General features: G+C 65.0%; 21 protein-coding genes. 12 read left to right on the top strand and 9 right to left on the bottom strand.

Annotated elements, in window-relative coordinates; translation table 11 throughout:
• Positions 1 to 48 precede the first annotated feature (48 nt).
• Entirely contained in the window at positions 49 to 864 is an 816-nt protein-coding gene (locus GJV80_RS07150) for a VOC family protein (RefSeq protein ID WP_154687304.1), read from the bottom strand.
• A 403-nt stretch (positions 865 to 1,267) separates the two neighbouring features.
• Here GJV80_RS07150 and GJV80_RS07145 point away from each other — a divergent pair, with 403 nt between their 5' ends.
• Complete coding sequence (locus GJV80_RS07145; protein WP_230208213.1) at positions 1,268 to 2,053, top strand: dihydrofolate reductase family protein; 786 nt, start codon at positions 1,268 to 1,270, stop codon at positions 2,051 to 2,053.
• A 102-nt stretch (positions 2,054 to 2,155) separates the two neighbouring features.
• Here GJV80_RS07145 and GJV80_RS07140 read toward each other — a convergent pair whose 3' ends face one another.
• The 3 genes from GJV80_RS07140 to GJV80_RS07130 all read right to left on the bottom strand — a co-directional run bounded on the left by GJV80_RS07140 (position 2,156) and on the right by GJV80_RS07130 (position 4,976).
• Positions 2,156 to 2,776 (bottom strand): MBL fold metallo-hydrolase, encoded by a 621-nt coding sequence (locus GJV80_RS07140; protein ID WP_154687302.1) that lies wholly within the window; start codon positions 2,774 to 2,776, stop codon positions 2,156 to 2,158.
• A 78-nt stretch (positions 2,777 to 2,854) separates the two neighbouring features.
• Positions 2,855 to 4,003 carry an epoxide hydrolase family protein gene (locus GJV80_RS07135; RefSeq protein ID WP_230208212.1) on the bottom strand — a complete coding sequence of 383 codons (1,149 nt, stop codon included), beginning with the start codon at positions 4,001 to 4,003 and terminating at the stop codon, positions 2,855 to 2,857.
• A gap of 133 nt (positions 4,004 to 4,136) precedes the next feature.
• A complete protein-coding gene (locus GJV80_RS07130) occupies positions 4,137 to 4,976 on the bottom strand; it encodes a GAF and ANTAR domain-containing protein (RefSeq protein WP_154687301.1) in 840 nt (279 codons plus the stop codon).
• 215 nt (positions 4,977 to 5,191) lie between these two features.
• Between GJV80_RS07130 and GJV80_RS07125 the strand changes: the two genes are divergently transcribed.
• Positions 5,192 to 5,830 (top strand): GNAT family N-acetyltransferase, encoded by a 639-nt coding sequence (locus GJV80_RS07125; protein WP_195909212.1) that lies wholly within the window; start codon positions 5,192 to 5,194, stop codon positions 5,828 to 5,830.
• Positions 5,831 to 5,942: 112 nt separating this feature from the next.
• On the opposite strand, the gene GJV80_RS07120 is transcribed toward GJV80_RS07125, so the two are convergent.
• Positions 5,943 to 6,452 (bottom strand): VOC family protein, encoded by a 510-nt coding sequence (locus GJV80_RS07120; protein WP_370518823.1) that lies wholly within the window; start codon positions 6,450 to 6,452, stop codon positions 5,943 to 5,945.
• Positions 6,453 to 6,525: 73 nt separating this feature from the next.
• Between GJV80_RS07120 and GJV80_RS07115 the strand changes: the two genes are divergently transcribed.
• The 5 genes from GJV80_RS07115 (at position 6,526) to GJV80_RS07095 (ending at position 10,132) form a co-directional block, all read left to right on the top strand.
• Positions 6,526 to 7,011 carry a DUF2975 domain-containing protein gene (locus GJV80_RS07115; RefSeq protein ID WP_154687299.1) on the top strand — a complete coding sequence of 162 codons (486 nt, stop codon included), beginning with the start codon at positions 6,526 to 6,528 and terminating at the stop codon, positions 7,009 to 7,011.
• Positions 7,011 to 7,280 (top strand): helix-turn-helix transcriptional regulator, encoded by a 270-nt coding sequence (locus GJV80_RS07110; protein ID WP_154687298.1) that lies wholly within the window; start codon positions 7,011 to 7,013, stop codon positions 7,278 to 7,280. The genes GJV80_RS07115 and GJV80_RS07110 overlap by 1 nt, the downstream gene beginning before the upstream one ends.
• Before the next feature lie 114 nt (positions 7,281 to 7,394).
• On the top strand, positions 7,395 to 8,321 hold the full coding sequence (locus GJV80_RS07105; protein ID WP_230208211.1) for a LysR family transcriptional regulator: 927 nt from the start codon (positions 7,395 to 7,397) through the stop codon (positions 8,319 to 8,321).
• 4 nt (positions 8,322 to 8,325) lie between these two features.
• Positions 8,326 to 9,048, top strand: a complete 723-nt coding sequence (locus tag GJV80_RS07100; RefSeq protein WP_154687297.1) for an SDR family oxidoreductase — start codon at positions 8,326 to 8,328, stop codon at positions 9,046 to 9,048.
• 259 nt (positions 9,049 to 9,307) lie between these two features.
• Positions 9,308 to 10,132: an alpha/beta fold hydrolase gene (locus GJV80_RS07095; protein ID WP_154687296.1), complete on the top strand. Its 825-nt coding sequence runs from the start codon at positions 9,308 to 9,310 to the stop codon at positions 10,130 to 10,132.
• 68 nt (positions 10,133 to 10,200) lie between these two features.
• On the opposite strand, the gene GJV80_RS07090 is transcribed toward GJV80_RS07095, so the two are convergent.
• Positions 10,201 to 10,614 carry a nuclear transport factor 2 family protein gene (locus tag GJV80_RS07090; protein ID WP_154687295.1) on the bottom strand — a complete coding sequence of 138 codons (414 nt, stop codon included), beginning with the start codon at positions 10,612 to 10,614 and terminating at the stop codon, positions 10,201 to 10,203.
• Between the two features lie 88 nt (positions 10,615 to 10,702).
• Between GJV80_RS07090 and GJV80_RS07085 the strand changes: the two genes are divergently transcribed.
• Positions 10,703 to 11,305 carry a TetR/AcrR family transcriptional regulator gene (locus tag GJV80_RS07085; RefSeq protein WP_154687294.1) on the top strand — a complete coding sequence of 201 codons (603 nt, stop codon included), beginning with the start codon at positions 10,703 to 10,705 and terminating at the stop codon, positions 11,303 to 11,305.
• Positions 11,306 to 11,377: 72 nt separating this feature from the next.
• Here GJV80_RS07085 and GJV80_RS07080 read toward each other — a convergent pair whose 3' ends face one another.
• A complete protein-coding gene (locus tag GJV80_RS07080) occupies positions 11,378 to 11,821 on the bottom strand; it encodes a hypothetical protein (RefSeq protein WP_154687293.1) in 444 nt (147 codons plus the stop codon).
• Positions 11,822 to 12,083: 262 nt separating this feature from the next.
• Here GJV80_RS07080 and GJV80_RS07075 point away from each other — a divergent pair, with 262 nt between their 5' ends.
• The 4 genes from GJV80_RS07075 (at position 12,084) to GJV80_RS07060 (ending at position 14,276) form a co-directional block, all read left to right on the top strand.
• Positions 12,084 to 12,635, top strand: coding sequence for an SRPBCC domain-containing protein (locus GJV80_RS07075; protein ID WP_230208210.1), 552 nt, complete (start codon positions 12,084 to 12,086; stop codon positions 12,633 to 12,635).
• Complete coding sequence (locus GJV80_RS07070) at positions 12,598 to 13,083, top strand: SRPBCC domain-containing protein (RefSeq protein ID WP_230208209.1); 486 nt, start codon at positions 12,598 to 12,600, stop codon at positions 13,081 to 13,083. The genes GJV80_RS07075 and GJV80_RS07070 overlap by 38 nt, the downstream gene beginning before the upstream one ends.
• Positions 13,073 to 13,399, top strand: coding sequence for a helix-turn-helix transcriptional regulator (locus GJV80_RS07065; RefSeq protein WP_154687292.1), 327 nt, complete (start codon positions 13,073 to 13,075; stop codon positions 13,397 to 13,399). The genes GJV80_RS07070 and GJV80_RS07065 overlap by 11 nt, the downstream gene beginning before the upstream one ends.
• Positions 13,400 to 13,673: 274 nt before the next feature.
• Positions 13,674 to 14,276: a hypothetical protein gene (locus tag GJV80_RS07060; RefSeq protein WP_154687291.1), complete on the top strand. Its 603-nt coding sequence runs from the start codon at positions 13,674 to 13,676 to the stop codon at positions 14,274 to 14,276.
• Positions 14,277 to 14,335: 59 nt separating this feature from the next.
• Here the strand turns inward: GJV80_RS07060 and GJV80_RS07055 are convergent, their stop codons facing one another.
• On the bottom strand, positions 14,336 to 14,758 hold the full coding sequence (locus GJV80_RS07055; RefSeq protein ID WP_154687290.1) for an MmcQ/YjbR family DNA-binding protein: 423 nt from the start codon (positions 14,756 to 14,758) through the stop codon (positions 14,336 to 14,338).
• Between the two features lie 64 nt (positions 14,759 to 14,822).
• Positions 14,823 to 15,800, bottom strand: coding sequence for an Ldh family oxidoreductase (locus GJV80_RS07050; RefSeq protein WP_154687289.1), 978 nt, complete (start codon positions 15,798 to 15,800; stop codon positions 14,823 to 14,825).
• Positions 15,801 to 15,837 lie beyond the last annotated feature (37 nt).

Here is a 15,837-nt window from a genome sequence, read left to right as displayed (position 1 = left end):
ACCCACGTCGTCAACAGCGGCCGTATCGGATTGGCAGGTGCTGATTCGCTACTCGCCCTTGTAGCACAGGCGGAACGGATGGCCCGCCGGATCGGCATAGACCGGGCAACTACCGCCCTGCGCGGGTAGCCGACCGGCTCCGAGTCGGAGTGCGAGTCGTTCCTTGGCAAGTCGGTCGTCGTAGCCGATATCGAAGTGCATCTGCGCCGGATGCTCGGGGTCCGGCCAGCGCGGAGGCCGGTACTCGGGGATTCTTTGGAGCGCGACCATTGGTTGCTCGGTGTTCCCACCCGCGATGACGATTCGGTCGCCGGTATCGTGAACCCGTCTGGGCATGTCGAGCATGGCGGCCCAGAAGTTCGCGAGGACAGCTGGGTCGGCGCAGTCGATCACCACTCGCGACAAGGTTCCTATCCGCTCTGCCGGCTCGGTCAGTTCCGGATACAGGCAGAAGGGATGGCCGACCGGATCGGCATAGACCCGCCAGGTCGGAAACTCCGCCAGCTTCGTCGCTCCGCGAGCCACAACCTCCCGTTCAGCTTCCTCGAGGTCCGCCACAGCAATGTCGAAATGAATCTGTGCGGGATGTTCCGGACTTGGCCAGCGGGGCCGGTATGCGCCTCCTTCTCCGTAACCGATCGGGCCAGCGGTGAGCACTGAGTAAAAGCTCTTCAGTTCCTCTCGTTCCTCGCGGGTGCATCCGACGACGATCCAGAACCGTCCATCTCGTTCGTCCTGGTCGATGGCCAGGCCGGCGACTTTCGCTCTGTCGTCGAAGAGCACGCTGACGAATGCTTGTCCTCGGTCGCCGACCAAGCTCACTCGTGCCATCACCTCGCTGATCTGGCGGGCGCCGGTGAGCATGCGCTGCTGACCGGCGAACTCATCCAGTTGAGGCCCCCATCGTTCGACGATCCACGACTCGGCATCCCAGCCGCTGAGGCGATCAGACAGGCCCGCTCGGACCACGCTCAGGTCCCCGTGCTCCAATGCAGTGACCAATCTTCGCGCCGACTCAACAAGGTCTCCCGCCATCTCGGCAGTCTCCTGCCTGCACGGCGGCCGATCAAGGGCCGGTGATCTGGGGAAAGCACTCTTGAGGACGAGGAAATCCACCGTTGTCGTCAACCTCGATGTGGCGCGACATTTCCCCAGGAACCGAGCGCGACGCGTCCGGCAGCGATGCAACAGCGGCTGCAGTGTCGGCGCTGCCTGGTAGGAAATGCACGAACCGGCAAGTCCCGACTCCGAGCCGAAGGAGGTCGCGGTGCAGCGACCGCGTGTCGTTGTCAGCCTCGGTGCAAGCGCAGATGGCAAAGTCGCGCTCACCCGGGAGCAACTCCTGATGGGAACCGTGAGCGGGGCGCTGTTCTCCGCGATGTCCCCGCCGGCAGCCGATCCGGCCCTCTGCGACCCGATGGAGGCGGTCAAGCTGCAGTACGGATGCAACGCGACGCTCGAGGGCAGTGGCAGCCTGGTGGGCAACGACGCCGTGCCGGCCCCTCTCCCGGCCTATGGCGACGACCCAGCCCGGCTCTACTCGCACTTCCTACCGCCGGAGAAGCCCTCGCTGCCGTCCCCGCCGCACATGTGGTTCACCGCAGTCGACGGACGCGGACGGGTGCGCTGGACCGAGGATCACGAGAACTGGGACATCCTGGTGCTGGTCTGCCGATCCACACCGTCGGACTACTTGGCCTACCTGCGCAGCCGGAACATCTGTTACCTCGTGGCCGGTGAGCAACACGTCGATCTTGCTCAGGCGATCACTGCGATGGGCGCCGAACTCGGTATCCGTTGCGTGCTCTCGACCGCCGGTGGCGCGCTTCAAGGCGCTCTGTTGCGCGCGGATCTGATCGATGAGTTGCACCTGTCGATCGCTCCGGCGCTGGTCGGCGGGCTCGGGACACCCACGATCATGGACGGTCGGCCGTTGGACATCGGTGAAGCTCCGACTCCGCTTCGGCTGCTGTCGGTTCTGACGGACACTGCAGGCACCGTCAGACTGCACTACGAGGTGATTCACGACTCGGCTGATTCAGCCCACGGTTGACCTGCTTCGGTGGGCACCGCGGCTGCCTGGACACCGATGCGGCCGCAGGCGAGGTTACGGACCAAGATCATGATCATTTCGCAGCCACCGCGGGCCGGATCTCTAGTCATTGGGTCGCCACGGTTCGCTCGCATGGGCCAGCCACACCTGCCGGGGATCGAGCGCGCGAATGAGTCGTTGGCCCTCGGTACTGGGGTCGTCGAGCTCGCCGAACCACACAGCCGTGTCGCCGGCGATCACGATCGTCCGCCGGCCGGTCTCGATGGCAATGATCTGTGAACCGCGGGTGTGACCGGGCGCCGGAAGGAGCCGTACGCCCGGGAGCAGCTCAAGCTGACCATCCACTGGCACGTACGTCATCCCCGGAGCGTCGACCCACTCGCGGATCGTGTAGTCGTCCTTGGTGCGCGCGTCCTCGAGCTCCCGCCGCTGTACGTACACCGGGATTCCCGCAAAGAGCTCGTTACCACCGCAGTGATCAAAATGCAGGTGGGTGTTGACCACCGCTGTGATCGTCTGCAGATCGATGTCCTGCTCGTGCAGGGGATTTAGTCGCGGCTCCATGTCGGCAACCGCAGGATGCAGCCGAGTCATCCCGGTATCGACCAGGAGCCTGCCCTCCGGATGATCGATGAGGTGGGTGTAGACGGGCATCCGCTCCTCGCCCGCCAGCAGGCTGCCGACACAGATTGGCGTAACGACAACCGATTCATGAGAGAGCATATTCAAGCACCTCCGCCGCAGACCGTCATGTGGACACCGTATACATTCGAGCTGTGGAAGGAGGACCGGCAACGTCGATCAGCGCAACCCGAGTTCGCCAGCGAAGGCTCGTACCCGATCTGCCATCAGGGCCGGAACTTCCGCAACCGTGAAGTGCCCGCCCTCCTGCAGTCGCTCGAACGTGCGGATATCGCTGTAATAGGCTCGAGCGAGCGACTCGGGGTAGTCGGCCTCATGCCGTTGGATGTGGATCGATGCGGGCACCTCGACTGGCGGCATCGGCGCCGGCCGGTCGGCGCCCTCGTAATAGGGCCGGAACGACGCACCGATCGACCGGGTGACCCAGTAGAGCATCGCGTCAGTGAGAATTCGGTCCCGAGAGATGCGACGTTCCACAGCGGACGGAGCACCGGCCGGCGTATCGCTCCACTCCACAAGCTTCTCGGCGATCCAGGCAAGCAGGCCGGCGGGGGAGTCGTTGAGCGCAACGGCAAGAGTGTCCGGCCGCGTCGCCTGGAGATGCCCATATCCGCCGTCGGATAGATGGAACGCCGAGAGACGTTCGAAGAAGGCGATCTCGTCCGAGGCTGTGAGCCGCGCGCGCTCCGCAGCGGACGGAAAGTGTGCGTGGGTGACCAGGATGCCTGCCACGGCCCCCGGATAAATGGCTGCGATCAGGTCGCTCACGTTCGCCGACACATCTTCGCCGTGGGTGAGGTAGCTGTCATAGCCGAGCGTCTCGGTCATCAGACGGTGCATCGTCTCGGCTATTCGAAACTCGGTCATCGGCCCGTCGGCGTAGGGCGTCGAGAACGCGAAGCCCGGCAGGCTCGGGATCACGACGTGGAAGTCGCGCAGCAGGTCGGCGAAGTCGAGCTGCAACGCGAACGTGTGCGGCCATCCGTGCATCACGAGGAGCGCAGCCGCATCGGTGCGGGCCGAGCGCGCGTGGACGAAGTGGAGCGTCGTGTCTCCCACATCAGCGGTGTACTGCGAGTGCCGATTCAGCCACGCCTCCCTTCCACGCCAGTCCCAGGACTGCCAGGTCGCGACCAGCTCACGCAGGTACGCCCCGGACATGCCGGACGGCGGCCGGCGCGGAGAGTCGTCGAGAAGCCGCGACCGCGCCAGGCGGTCGGCGAGATCGACCAGGACCTCGTCGGCCACGGCGATGGAGAATGGGGTGGGCTCGGCCATGCGTTGTACGCTACGCGGGGCCGCGGACATGCAGTGGGTCAGCAGAAAGTGCCCTCGACACCGCAGTGAGAAGAAGGCGGGTGCCGACGCCCTGCCGGCGCAGCCGTGGGGTCGACGGCCAATGACTGGAGCTTCGCGGCGTTCGCAGGTCGCCTGTGCCCGCCTATGACGTCGCGCCGTCTCCCCCGACCGTCGGTGCTGGGGCAACCGCAACTCGGCACGGGCGCGAACCGTTGCGGGCGCCGTCGCGGTTGACTCGCGCTTCGACCGTCAACGCCGCGACTATCTGGGCGGCCACGTCACGAAGCTTGGTGTTCGTTGTTTGCGAGACGCGGGTGAGGTAATTGAAGGCAGCGTCCTCGTCGACGGTGTAGGTGCGCATGACGATGCCAACGGCCTGACCGATCGTCTGCTGGCTGCCCAGCGCATCGGTCAGATTGGTGACAGTGCGAACCTTGTCCATCGCGATCGCAGCGTGGACTGCGAAGATCTCGGCGGCCGCTCGTGTTTCGTCGCCGAAGGCGTTGGCTCGCAGGGAGTAGAGGTTGAGCCCGCCGGCACTACGGCCCTCGCGGTAGATCTTGATCCCCATCTGGGAGCGATAGCCGCGACCGGCAGCAGCCTGGGCGTAGCGGGGCCAACGTCGTTCACAGCTCATGTCGTCGACGACCACTTCGGCCTTGTCCGGGTCGAGCAGGGCGTCGAGACAAGGCCCTTCCTGGAAGTCGTACTGGAGTTGGTCAAGATCACGGGCGGCTTGGTCGGTTGCGGCCTTGGTGCTGATGCCGTCACGGGACGTCACGGAGATGCTGGCCATGTCCACGTCGGCGATCATTTGGTGTGCGACGTCGGCCAGGCGAGCCAAGATCGTTTCGAGGTCTTCTGCGGGCTCGTTCAGGAACAGTGCGGCGTGGGCCATGGCTTGGGCCAGGGTGTGGTCTCCGCGACGGTTGACGGTTTCGAACTGGTCGAGCCGGCTGTAGGAGAATTTGACGAAGGACACTGAGGTCCATTCCGGTGCGCTGCGAGGATGAGTCCAACGGACCTGGTGGGATCGTTCTGTCAAGACGGCGATGCCCGACACAGCAGCGCACGAGGAGCCTCGGCGCTCTCTACGTTACCCCGGATCAATGCTGATGACCCGTGGCAGCGAAGCTCTCATGCTGTTGCCCAAGTGACGACGCGGAACCAGTCGGCTTGATCGCGTACGGTCAGCCTGTGAGCCATCGATACTGGCCGTTGTTCGGATTGCGGTTGAGAACCGCCGACCTCGAACTTCGTGTCGCGACCGAAGCCGACCTGGTCGAACTGGCAGACATCCTCCCCGACGATGTCGAGCTCGACCCCGGATTGCCCGGCTACGACTTCGGCGATCCGCACCTCGCGCGGGGCGCCGCGATCTTCCAGGGCTATTGGCGGGCGTTCGGGAATTGGCGGCCGGATTCCTGGGCGGTGCCGTTCCTCGTGCTGCGCGATGGTGAACTGATCGGCCAGCAGGTTTTGGAGGGTGATGACTTCCCCCGGCTTCGTACGGTCGACTCCTCCTCACACCTGGCCACCCGGGCCCGGGGTCGGGGATATGGGAAACAGATGCGAGATGCCGTTCTCGCCCTGGCGTTCGGACCGCTCGAGGCGACCTGCGCGATCACGTCGGCGTGGCGGGACAATCAGGCGTCGTTGGGCGTCTCGAGAGCCCTCGGCTACCGGCCGAACGGGCAGCGACTGCATCGTCGCGGCGAGAGCGCCGACGTCATGATCCACTTGCGGCTGAGTCGGGAGGATTGGCTGGCGCGGGTCGACCGGCCGCGCGTGGAGATCATCGGCTACGAAGAGTGTCGGCCGTTGTTCGGTTTGTGATCATCGGGTGGACATGGCCCGCTCACCCGATCTCCGCTCTACCGCGTCGTTGGATGATCTTCTGTCGGCACAAGAGTTGATCATGGTCTTGACGAGCCGTGTGTCAGCGAGGTCAGGGAACCTCCTGGATGCGAATGAGGTTGCCAGCGGGATCGCGGAACGAGCAGTCCCGAACGCCATAGGGCTGATCGGTCGGCCCCTGGATGACCTCGGCGCCCCCGGCTTGTAGCTCCTCGAAGGTGCGATCGAGATGCTTGGTCGCCAGCTGGATCCAGCCGTAGGTGCCCTTCGCCATCATCTCAGAAATCGTCTGACGTTCGTCGTCGGTGAAACCTGGCCCGGCGGCCGGCGGTGCCAGCAGGATGGAGATGTCCGGCTGCTGGGGCGGGCCGACGGTGATCCAGCGCATCGTCTTGCTGCCCACGTCATTGCGCACTTCGAAGCCGAGCACGTCGCGGTAGAACACCATCGAGGCTTCGGGGTCCTGATGCGGAAGCACCGTGGTGTGAATGGTGAGTTCCATGTCGAACACGCTAGGTCGGGCGACCGAGCGACGCTTCTCGAATTCTGATCCCTTGATCGTGTACCGCTGCCTGACGGCAACCGCGACGATGGGGGTCACGTTCTCCGTTACTCGTTGATTTATCTATCGAAAGTCGATAGATTTTCATCGTCATTCGACGGAAGGTGTGCGGATGGGAAAGCTGACAGTGGGTGCGCTTCGGGTCGTGCTCATGGTGGTGTTCGCCGGCACCGTACTCATTCAGGCAGGAATGGTCTGGGCGTTGTTCACCGATCGGGAGGACGGATCGCTTCCTTTGCCGGCGCTGCGCGTCATCACGATAGTCGGCATGCTCACGATCCAGGTCGCTCTGGTCTGTATCTGGAGACTGGTCTCGATGGTCCGCAGGGGGACGGTCTTCTCTCACGCGGCCTTCCGGTACGTGGACATCGTGATCGGCACCATCGTTGCGGCCGCCATCCTGTGGTTCGTGGTGACCGGCGTCAACGCGCCGAGTCAGACGGCCGACCCGGGCGTGACCGTCATCATGGCGGGAATAGGAGTGGCAATTCTCGGAATCGCCCTCCTCGTGCTTGTGCTGCGGATGCTGCTTGCCCAGGCGGTTGCGCGCGACCTCGAAGCAACCCAGCTGCGAGCGGAGATGGACGAGGTGATCTGATGCCGATCACCGTCGACATCGACGTGATGCTGGCGAAGCGGAAGATGTCGGTCGGCGAGCTCGCCGAACGGGTCGGCATCACGCCTGCCAACCTGGCGGTGCTCAAGAACGGTCGCGCCAAGGCGGTTCGGTTCGCCACGCTCGCGGCACTCTGTCAGGCGCTTGACTGCCAGCCCGGCGACCTGCTGCGGTGGGAGGGTGAGGATGCTGCGGCGGATGATCGGTCGGAACTGACTGTCACTAGCTCCTCTGTCAAGCGGCAGCTTTGATTGGCGGTCGTGTTACTGCGCTTTCGACGGCCTGTGCACGCGAGGTCCGGCCGCTGGAGCCGCCCAGGGCAGTTCGGGTGACGATGATCGGGCAGGTGTGGCAGGTATGAGAACATGCCAGCGATGATCCACATCAGCCTCCGCCGGCTCGAGTATTTCGTGGCCGTCGCCGAGGAGCTCAACTTCGGACGCGCGGCCGACCGATTGCACGTCGCGCAGCCGGTGCTGAGTCGCCAGATCGCTCTGCTCGAACGCGAACTCGGCGTCACCTTGTTCGCCCGATCCTCCCGCGGGACCGAGCTGACGGACGCGGGTCGGAGCCTCGTGCCGGACGCTCGCGCACTGCTCCTGGCGGGCATGGCACTCCAGCGACGGGCTCGGCACTCAGCCGGCAGAGTGCATCGTCTGGCCCTCGGATTCATGCCGGGCCTGATCGTGACGCCGATCGTGCAGGGTCTGCGCGCCAAGTTCCCGGAGATCGAGATCGAGGTGGTCCGCACCAACTGGGATGATCAGGTCGACACCATCCTCGATGGGCGCGTCGACCTGGGGCTTGTCCGGCTTCCCGTTGCGACCCGCAGTCTCCGCCTCGAGCCGCTGTTCCATGAAAGCCGCGTCGCGATGCTGCCGGCGGCCCATCCGCTCGCCCGACAAGACGAACTCACCCTGGACGAACTGGCCGATCTCGACCTGCTGCAGTCCCCGGAGGCCGTCCCCGAATGGCGAGACACGCGGTCGCGCCGTGGCCTGCCGATCACACGCTCTGCTGGTTATCCGCGCGACGTCGAAGTGAAGCTGGAGCAGGTCGCAGCCGGGCTTGGAGCGGCGGTGCTACCGACTTCGACTGCTCGGTTCTACACCCGACCCGACGTGGTGGCACGGCCGGTGCGTGGCCTCGGGCCGAGCGAGGTGGCCCAGGCGTGGCTCGCCCACCGCGAGTCGGTGCTGCTCACTGCTGCGACGGAACTCGCTCATACCCTGCGGGCATCGCTGACGACCGGAGAGGTCTTGGACGGCACCGGTGTCGCCGATCGATCCTGAGTGCATGACTGTTGACTCCAGCTCCAAGATCGTCGTTCTCGGCGGCACCAGCGGCATCGGCCTCGCCGTCGCCAGGCAGGCAGCCCAACTCGGCGCCTCGGTGATCATCGCGTCCCGTAACCCGGCCTCGGTCGAGCGGGCACTCGCTGAGCTGCCCGCCGGTGTCACGGGAAGCGCGGTCGACGCGACCTCCGCCATCGATGTCGCCGACTTCCTCGACGGGGTCGGCCGGTTCGATCACTTCGCCTACACAGCCGCCGATCCGCTGGTCGGGCGGCCACTGACCGACCTCCGCATCGACGAAGCGCAGGCTTTCTTCGGACTGCGGTTCTTCCATACCCTCGACGCCGTACGCCAGGTCGTCCCGCATCTGCGCGCGGCCGGCTCCATCACGCTGACCAGCGGAACCGCCGCGTTCAAGGGCGGTGCGGGCTGGACTCTCGGCGCGGCGGTATGCGGCGCCATGAATTCGGCGGTCCGCTCACTCGCTGCCGAGCTCGCCCCCGTACGGGTCAACGCGGTTGCTCCGGGTGTGTTGCGCTCACCTCTGTGGTCGGCCATGGGCGAGGACGAGCGGGAGCGCATGTATGCCGCCACGGGTGCCGCGGTCCCGCTCAATCGGGTCGCCGAACCGGAGGACGCGGCCAAGGCGTACCTGGCGTTCATGGACCAGGACTACGTGACCGGGACGATCGCCGTCGTCGACGGAGGCACGCTCGTCGTCTGAGCAGTGACATCGTTCCGGCCCACTCGGCTCACCGGAGGGCACTGAGGTCGCGATCGTTCCCTGTCCAGGTGATGGATTGTCCGTCGCGCCGGGGCGGAGTTGCAGACGATGATTGAGTCGGCCTCGCAATGGGGGACCGCACACCAGCGCCGCTGCTCCGGCTCGCAACCTCAATGCGTGTCACAGAACCAGTGGCCGTGCGGTCTTGGTGCACGACGCGAAGTTCGAAAAGTCAGGTGACCGAAACGGGGGTAGGACTGTGGGAACGGTAACAACCAGCGACGGTGTCGAGATCTTCTACAAGGACTGGGGAAGCGGTCAGCCGATCGTCTTCAGTCACGGTTGGCCGCTGTCGGCCGACGACTGGGACAACCAGATGATGTTCTTCCTCTCAAAGGGTTATCGGGTCATCGCACACGACCGCCGCGGTCACGGACGGTCGACCCAAACTGGCAGCGGACACGACATGGACCATTACGCCGACGACCTCGCGGCGGTGGTCGAGCATCTCGATCTGCACGATGCGATCCACATCGGCCACTCCACCGGTGGCGGAGAGGTCGTGCACTACCTGGCCCGACACGGCACCGGTCGGGCCGCGAAGGCGGCGCTGCTGTGCGCGGTGCCTCCCCTGATGGTCAGGACCGACGCCAATCCGGACGGGCTACCCAAAGAGGTCTTCGATGACCTGCAGGGTCAGCTGGCCAAGAACCGGTCCGAGTTCTATCGCGCACTGCCGGAAGGACCGTTCTACGGGTACAACCGGCCCGGCGCGACGCCATCGGAGGCCGTCATCGCGAACTGGTGGCGGCAGGGAATGATGGGCGGTGCGAAGGCCCATTACGACGGCATCGTCGCGTTCTCCCAGACCGACTTCACCGAGGACCTCAAGCAGATCACGATCCCGGTGCTCGTGGTGCACAGCGAGGACGACCAGATCGTGCCCTACGTCGCATCGGGCCCGAAGTCGGCGGCGTTGCTGCCCAACGGCGTACTGAAGACCTACAAGGATCTGCCGCACGGCATGCCGACCACACACGCCGACGTCGTCAACGCCGACCTGCTCGAGTTCATCCAGTCCTAGTCACGAATCGGGTTGTCCTCGATCGGTGGAGGCGGTTACAAGCCGCTCTTGTTTCCCAGGCACACCGATCACTGTTGAGCGGCAAGTTCGTCCTGTATCCGTGGATTGGCATAGTCACGGAACAGGACGATCTGCCCGTCCTTGATGCGAAGGACCTGGATCGACGTTGCGGTTATGGAGTGACCCACCGCGTTCGGGGTCACCTCGGCTCGCATCTCGAGGACCACGACCTCCGGGTCATCGGTCCAGTGGCACGCTGCCACCTCGTAGCGCTTCACGCGAACGGGTGACTCGACAACCTTCCGGGTGTACGCGCGGATCGCCTCCCTTCCGGTCAGTCGCATCGGCGAGCCGGGCGGACCCGCGAACGGCATCTCTATCACCGCGTCGGGCGCGTACAGCTCAGCCAGCCCGTCGGCATCTCTGTTCAGTGTCAGGTCGCGCCGGCGGGTCAGAACATCATCGATGGACAGGTGGGGCACAGAGTCTCCTGGGGATTAGAGTAAACATACGTTCAATGAACGAGTGTACAACGAACAGTGGTTCTGTAAACGTTCGTACAATGAACCAATGACTGCTCCCCGTGAGGGTTCACGTGCCGAACAGCGCCTGCGCACCGAAGCGCGAATCCTCGATGCCGCCGCAGAACTGTTCCTGGAAGCCGGCTACGAACGGACAACCATCCGAGCCGTTGCCTCGGCAGCAGGGGTTCAGGCCGGGCTGGTCATGCACTACTTCAAATCCAAACAGCAACTCTTCCAGCGAGTCATCGAGGCCGCTCCCATCCCCGACGTCAACGGAACCGAATCCATCCTCACTTCGCTGGCCGGCCGCCTCGACAGTGAGCCGACGGCGTCGCTCACCCTTCTGCGTTCCATGCTGACCAACCCGGAAGCGGCCGACGCCATCGCAACCACGGCAGCCCGCTACCAAGAGCTGATCGCCCAGGGGATCCCGGCCGACGACGCTGACCTCCGGGCGGCGATCATCGACGCCATCATCCTCGGCCTGGTGATATCCCGACACTTGATCAAGTCCGACCAACTCGCGAGCGCCGACACCGCTCAGATCATCGAGTTGTTGCGTCCGTGTGTCCTGTCGCTCGCCTCCGGACCTGACCAGGACACACCGGCGGCGAGACGCCGGTTGTCACGCGGCCGCGCTCGAAGTTGATCATCGACCCAGACAGAGCGGATGCCCGTCGGATCGATCTCCAGGGGAACGCTCGGCCGGGATAGTGCTTGCCTAATGACCGGCGATCGTGAACTTGAACGTCGCCCTTCCGGCCCCGCCACGGTCATCGCTGATTGTCGCTGACCCGTTGTGTGCCCTTGCCGGGATGCGTACCGACACTGAGAATCCCATGTCCGGTCCGGCGGGGGTGTGCCTGCCGAGACGTCGAGTGTCTCCTCCCGGAAGTGTGAGAGTCAGTCGGACCGATGGCAGCGGCTGGAGCGGATCCTGCTCTCCGGTGTCGTTGCAGGTGCTGGTGTACCAATGCCCATAGACCGTGAGCACCTCACCCGGGTGCACGGTCGGTGGTGGCGCTCCGAAGCGTCCGCCGACTCTCGGTTGATCATCGAGGTGCGGGCCGACACAGGACGCGGCCGTTTGGCCGTTGCTGGTTGTGGTCGTTCCGCAGGCCGCGAGCAGCGGGATCAGGAGTATCCATCCGAGGTTGCGCCTCACGGGTCGATTGTGAGGTCGGAACGAACTCCCGCCGTCTCGGCGGGACGGATCGGCAACGAATCGTGATCAACTCGAAGTCTCCGTCCCACGCAAGGCGCATCCGCTCACCGGGACATGGCCCACCCCCTGCCGCACCACCTGCTGCACGCCGCACCAGGTACACCTGGTGCGGCGTGCAGTACGGGGTGCGGGAAGCCGCATGAGGACGGACCGAACCGGAGCACAAGGAGTTCGGGATGGCGGCCGAGCCACCGAGCCGCACTTGACGCAACTGATTGGTTGCCATAAAATCGCAACCAATCGGTTGCATCAGTCAGTTGACGAGGAGCATCCCATGATCACAACCACCGACTACCGCACCAGCGTGCGGGTGAATGCCTCGGCCGATGTCGTCTTCGACGCCGTCACCACCGTCGATGCACTCGCCGCGTGGTGGAGCCCAGTGACCGGATCCGGCAAGGCCGGCGGCGATCTGCGCTTCCCGATGGTCGACGACCAGCCGCCACTCCTGATCCACGTTGATGAGACGTCGCGCCCGACGACCGTTCGTTGGACGGTAGTGGAGTGCACGTTCATGGAGGACTGGGTCGGCACCAGGCCCACCTTCATGATCACGCCACTCGATGGCGATGCATGTGAACTCACCTTCGAGCATCTCGGGCTCAACGACGAACTCGAATGCAAGGACATGTGCAGTCGGAGCTGGAACCACTTCGTCCGCACCAGCCTGCGTGAGCTTGCCGAGGGAGGTCCGGGAGCCCCCAACCGCAGCCCGCGTGACCTCGCGCGGCGTGCCGCAGAGGAACGGGCCTGATCATCAGGAGGAAGCTATGGGGTTCCCTGATCGCATCGAGCGGACAATATCGCTCGACCGCCGTCCCGAGGACGTATGGCCGGCACTGACGGCAGCAGAGGGGCTGAGCTCATGGTTCGGGGCGAGCGCCGAGATCGACCTCCGTCCGGGTGGCGCGGGATCGATCACGTTCGACGCTGGGATGACCGTCGAGTTTCGCGTGGAGCGGGTGGAAGAGCCGAACCTGTTCGGCTACACCTGGCGATTGCCGAACCTGCCGGAGGACGATCCGCGACGCACCTACGTCGAGTTCACGCTAGAACGGTCCGACGCCGGAACGTTGCTTCGCGTCACGGAGTCAGGCTTCGCGCAGCTGCCGGTCGACATCAGACGGGATACGTACGAATCGCACCGCGAAGGATGGTCCCGCGAGCTTGCCGAGCTGAGCGAGCATCTCCATGGCGCCTGACATCGAGTCCGTCGCCGAACAGGTGTTCGTCGCTCTGGCTGATCCGACGCGCCGCGCCATCCTTGCCGCGCTGGCAACCGGCGGGCCCGCGACAGCCACTGATCTGGCCGGGCGCCTGCCGATCACTCGTCAAGCGATCGCGAAGCACCTCGCTCTGATGGCCGAGGCCGGTCTCGTAGCGCCCGAAGCCGGCGAACGCCGCCGAGTCCGATACCGCCTACAGACCGCACCGATCCGGGTCGCCCAACAGTTCCTCGCCGCGCTTGCCAGCGACTGGGACGACCGCCTCGACGCTCTCAAGCGGCATCTCGGGTGATCAACGGCGTCATCACTCAGACAGCGGGGCCGTTCTCCGGTCGCTCGGCCATCGCGGAGACCAAGATCATGATCGTCACAGGGACCACCCGGTGCGAAATCTTGGTGGCGCGGCTGCCGGTGAGGTGCCAGTTTGCCCTGGTGGACTGGTCCGGAATCGGAGGATGCTGGTGGCATCTCAGGGCACCGAGGTCAACGGATGAGCCAGCAATCGCCGCACATGGACGTGGCCCTGATCCGCGCTGGATCGATCGAAGGCGTGATTTGCTGAGCGCATGACATCGTCGCGCACCTCGCCGCTGCCGCGAGTGATCACGGTCTGCAAACTGAAGCTCGGCGGCGGACGTGGATGCTGGCAGGCGTACGAGATCGCGTCCGACGCGGATGGTCGGTGGCTCTACACGCCCGCGGGCTCGATCTTCAGGTCCAGCGACGGGGAGATCGACACACGGTGCGAAGTGGAGGGCGGTGACGGGCCAGGTCTGGACTGCTTGACGTTGGTCCCCGGCCCTGCTGCGCACTGGCTTGCGACCTGGAGTGTGCCGCAACGGCCACTGCACATCGGCGTTGAGGTGTGTGACTTGATTCGCCGAGCCACGCCGGATGTTGTTGCGTTTTTGGATTGGGAGCTTGACCCGTTTCGGCTCCGCTCCGGCCTGGTCGCGGTCGAGGACCTGGACGACTTCGCCGATGTGCGCGCAGCGGGACTACTGACCGACGATGACGCCGATCAAGCGCTGCAGGCTGCGGCCTGGGTCGAGCGGAGGCTGCGGCAGCAGATCGAGCCGTTCGATGGACGCGGTGATCGCAGACTGTTCGAGGCTGGACAGTTGGACCTACCCTCGCTGGTCGACGTACCACATCCGTTCGACGTCTGACTGGTTCGGACCCGGATTGCTCGATTTGTCGCGGTCGATCTTGAACTCGGAGCCGATGATCACGCTTGCCCTTCTTGGTCGGTGAGTCCAGCGGTGTGCTGCTCGTACTGGGCGATCAGCCGCTTCGGTGCGGTGAGTCGCCAGGCCTCGATCAGAAGTTGTCGCAGGTGGCTGGGGTCGACGGTGGAGAGCCTGACGATGACGCCCGGCGCATCCTGATAGTGCGGTGTGGTGAAGAAGGTGATGGGGTCCTCGGTGAACAGGGCTGCTCGTTCGGCGTGGCTGGTCTTGATGAACACGAACTCTTCCCCCTCCCGCGCGTCGGGGGGACTGCCACGCGGGCCGCCGGCCGGGTAGGCGATGACTTTCCCGTGTACACGGATGACCCCGCGAGGAAAGTGCCTGTTGCCTTGATCGAACTCGACCTCCGGCAGCTCGATGATCAATGCTGTCACCGACTCCCAGGTGTGCTGTGGTGCCATCAAGTGCCTCCTGTGTCGGCTGTGCATCGAGGTACGCCGTCAGTAAAGGGAGTCGATCAAACCGTTACCACGGCACGGTGACGGCGAACTCGATTGCGACGTCCTCCAGCAGTCGACGGTGTTCCTCGCCGATCGGAACGCCTTCGGCGCGGTAGGCCGCCTCCTTCGCGGCCTCCGGACCACCGGGAAGGTAGCTGCCGCTTGCTCCCGGGACAGGAGTGAGTGTCCGCACGGTCCGGGCGTATTCGTCCATCTCCGACTTGAACGTTGCCGGGTCGATGAACAGATCGATCCGCATCGCTACCACCATGGAGCCTTGGTTGGCTCCCGGCCAACGCCGGTCCGCGCGTGACTGGTCGATCGGAACACCGGCCAGCAGGCCGCCCCAGCTCTGACACACCATGCCCATGCCGATGCTGCGGTGAACCAGTCCGGGGGCGACTTCGGCGAACAGATCCCGGTTGGATCCGCCGTAGAGATCGTGCATGGCACCGAAGTCCAGCACCAGCGGCGGTTCCTCCGCCGTCGGTGCGCTGAACGACATCGGTGAACCGCCCGCGGCGTCGTACACCGGATCGCCAGCCTTCAGGTGCAGTTGGTGACCCGACGTGACGAAGCACAGCAGATCGTGGGGGAGTGTGAGTCGGGAGTACAAGCCGGCGGCACCGAAGTGGCCGTGGTTGCGGGTGACCATCACACCGACCCCCGAGACCAACGCCTTGTCAATCACCTGCAGAGTGCCTTCATAGGCGGGGAAGTAGCCCAGTCCTCCGTCGCCGTCGACGAGCAGGCTGGTTGGCGCCTCCTGGACCGTCGCCACCGCAGGCCGGGCATTCAGGCTCCCGTCGCGAAGCAACCTGGCATAGGTGGCGATCTGTCGCGTGCCGTGGCTGACCACGCCGCGCAGATCGTTGCCGACCAGCAGCTCGGCGAGTCGTTCGGCTCGCGCGTCCGGGAGACCTGCAGCTCCGCCCAGTCGGCGGCAGAAGTCGTCCAGGTCGGCGGCCGCCACCCGGATGAAGGTCTCGGGCGGGATGTTCATCGGAGGGTCTCGTCAATGTTCAGCACAGCTGAAGTCT

It is taken from the genome of Microlunatus sp. Gsoil 973 (genome assembly GCF_009707365.1).
Taxonomy (GTDB): domain Bacteria; phylum Actinomycetota; class Actinomycetes; order Propionibacteriales; family Propionibacteriaceae; genus Microlunatus.
Note: the sequence above shows the minus strand (reverse complement) of the source record. Positions and strands in the feature narration are given on the sequence as shown.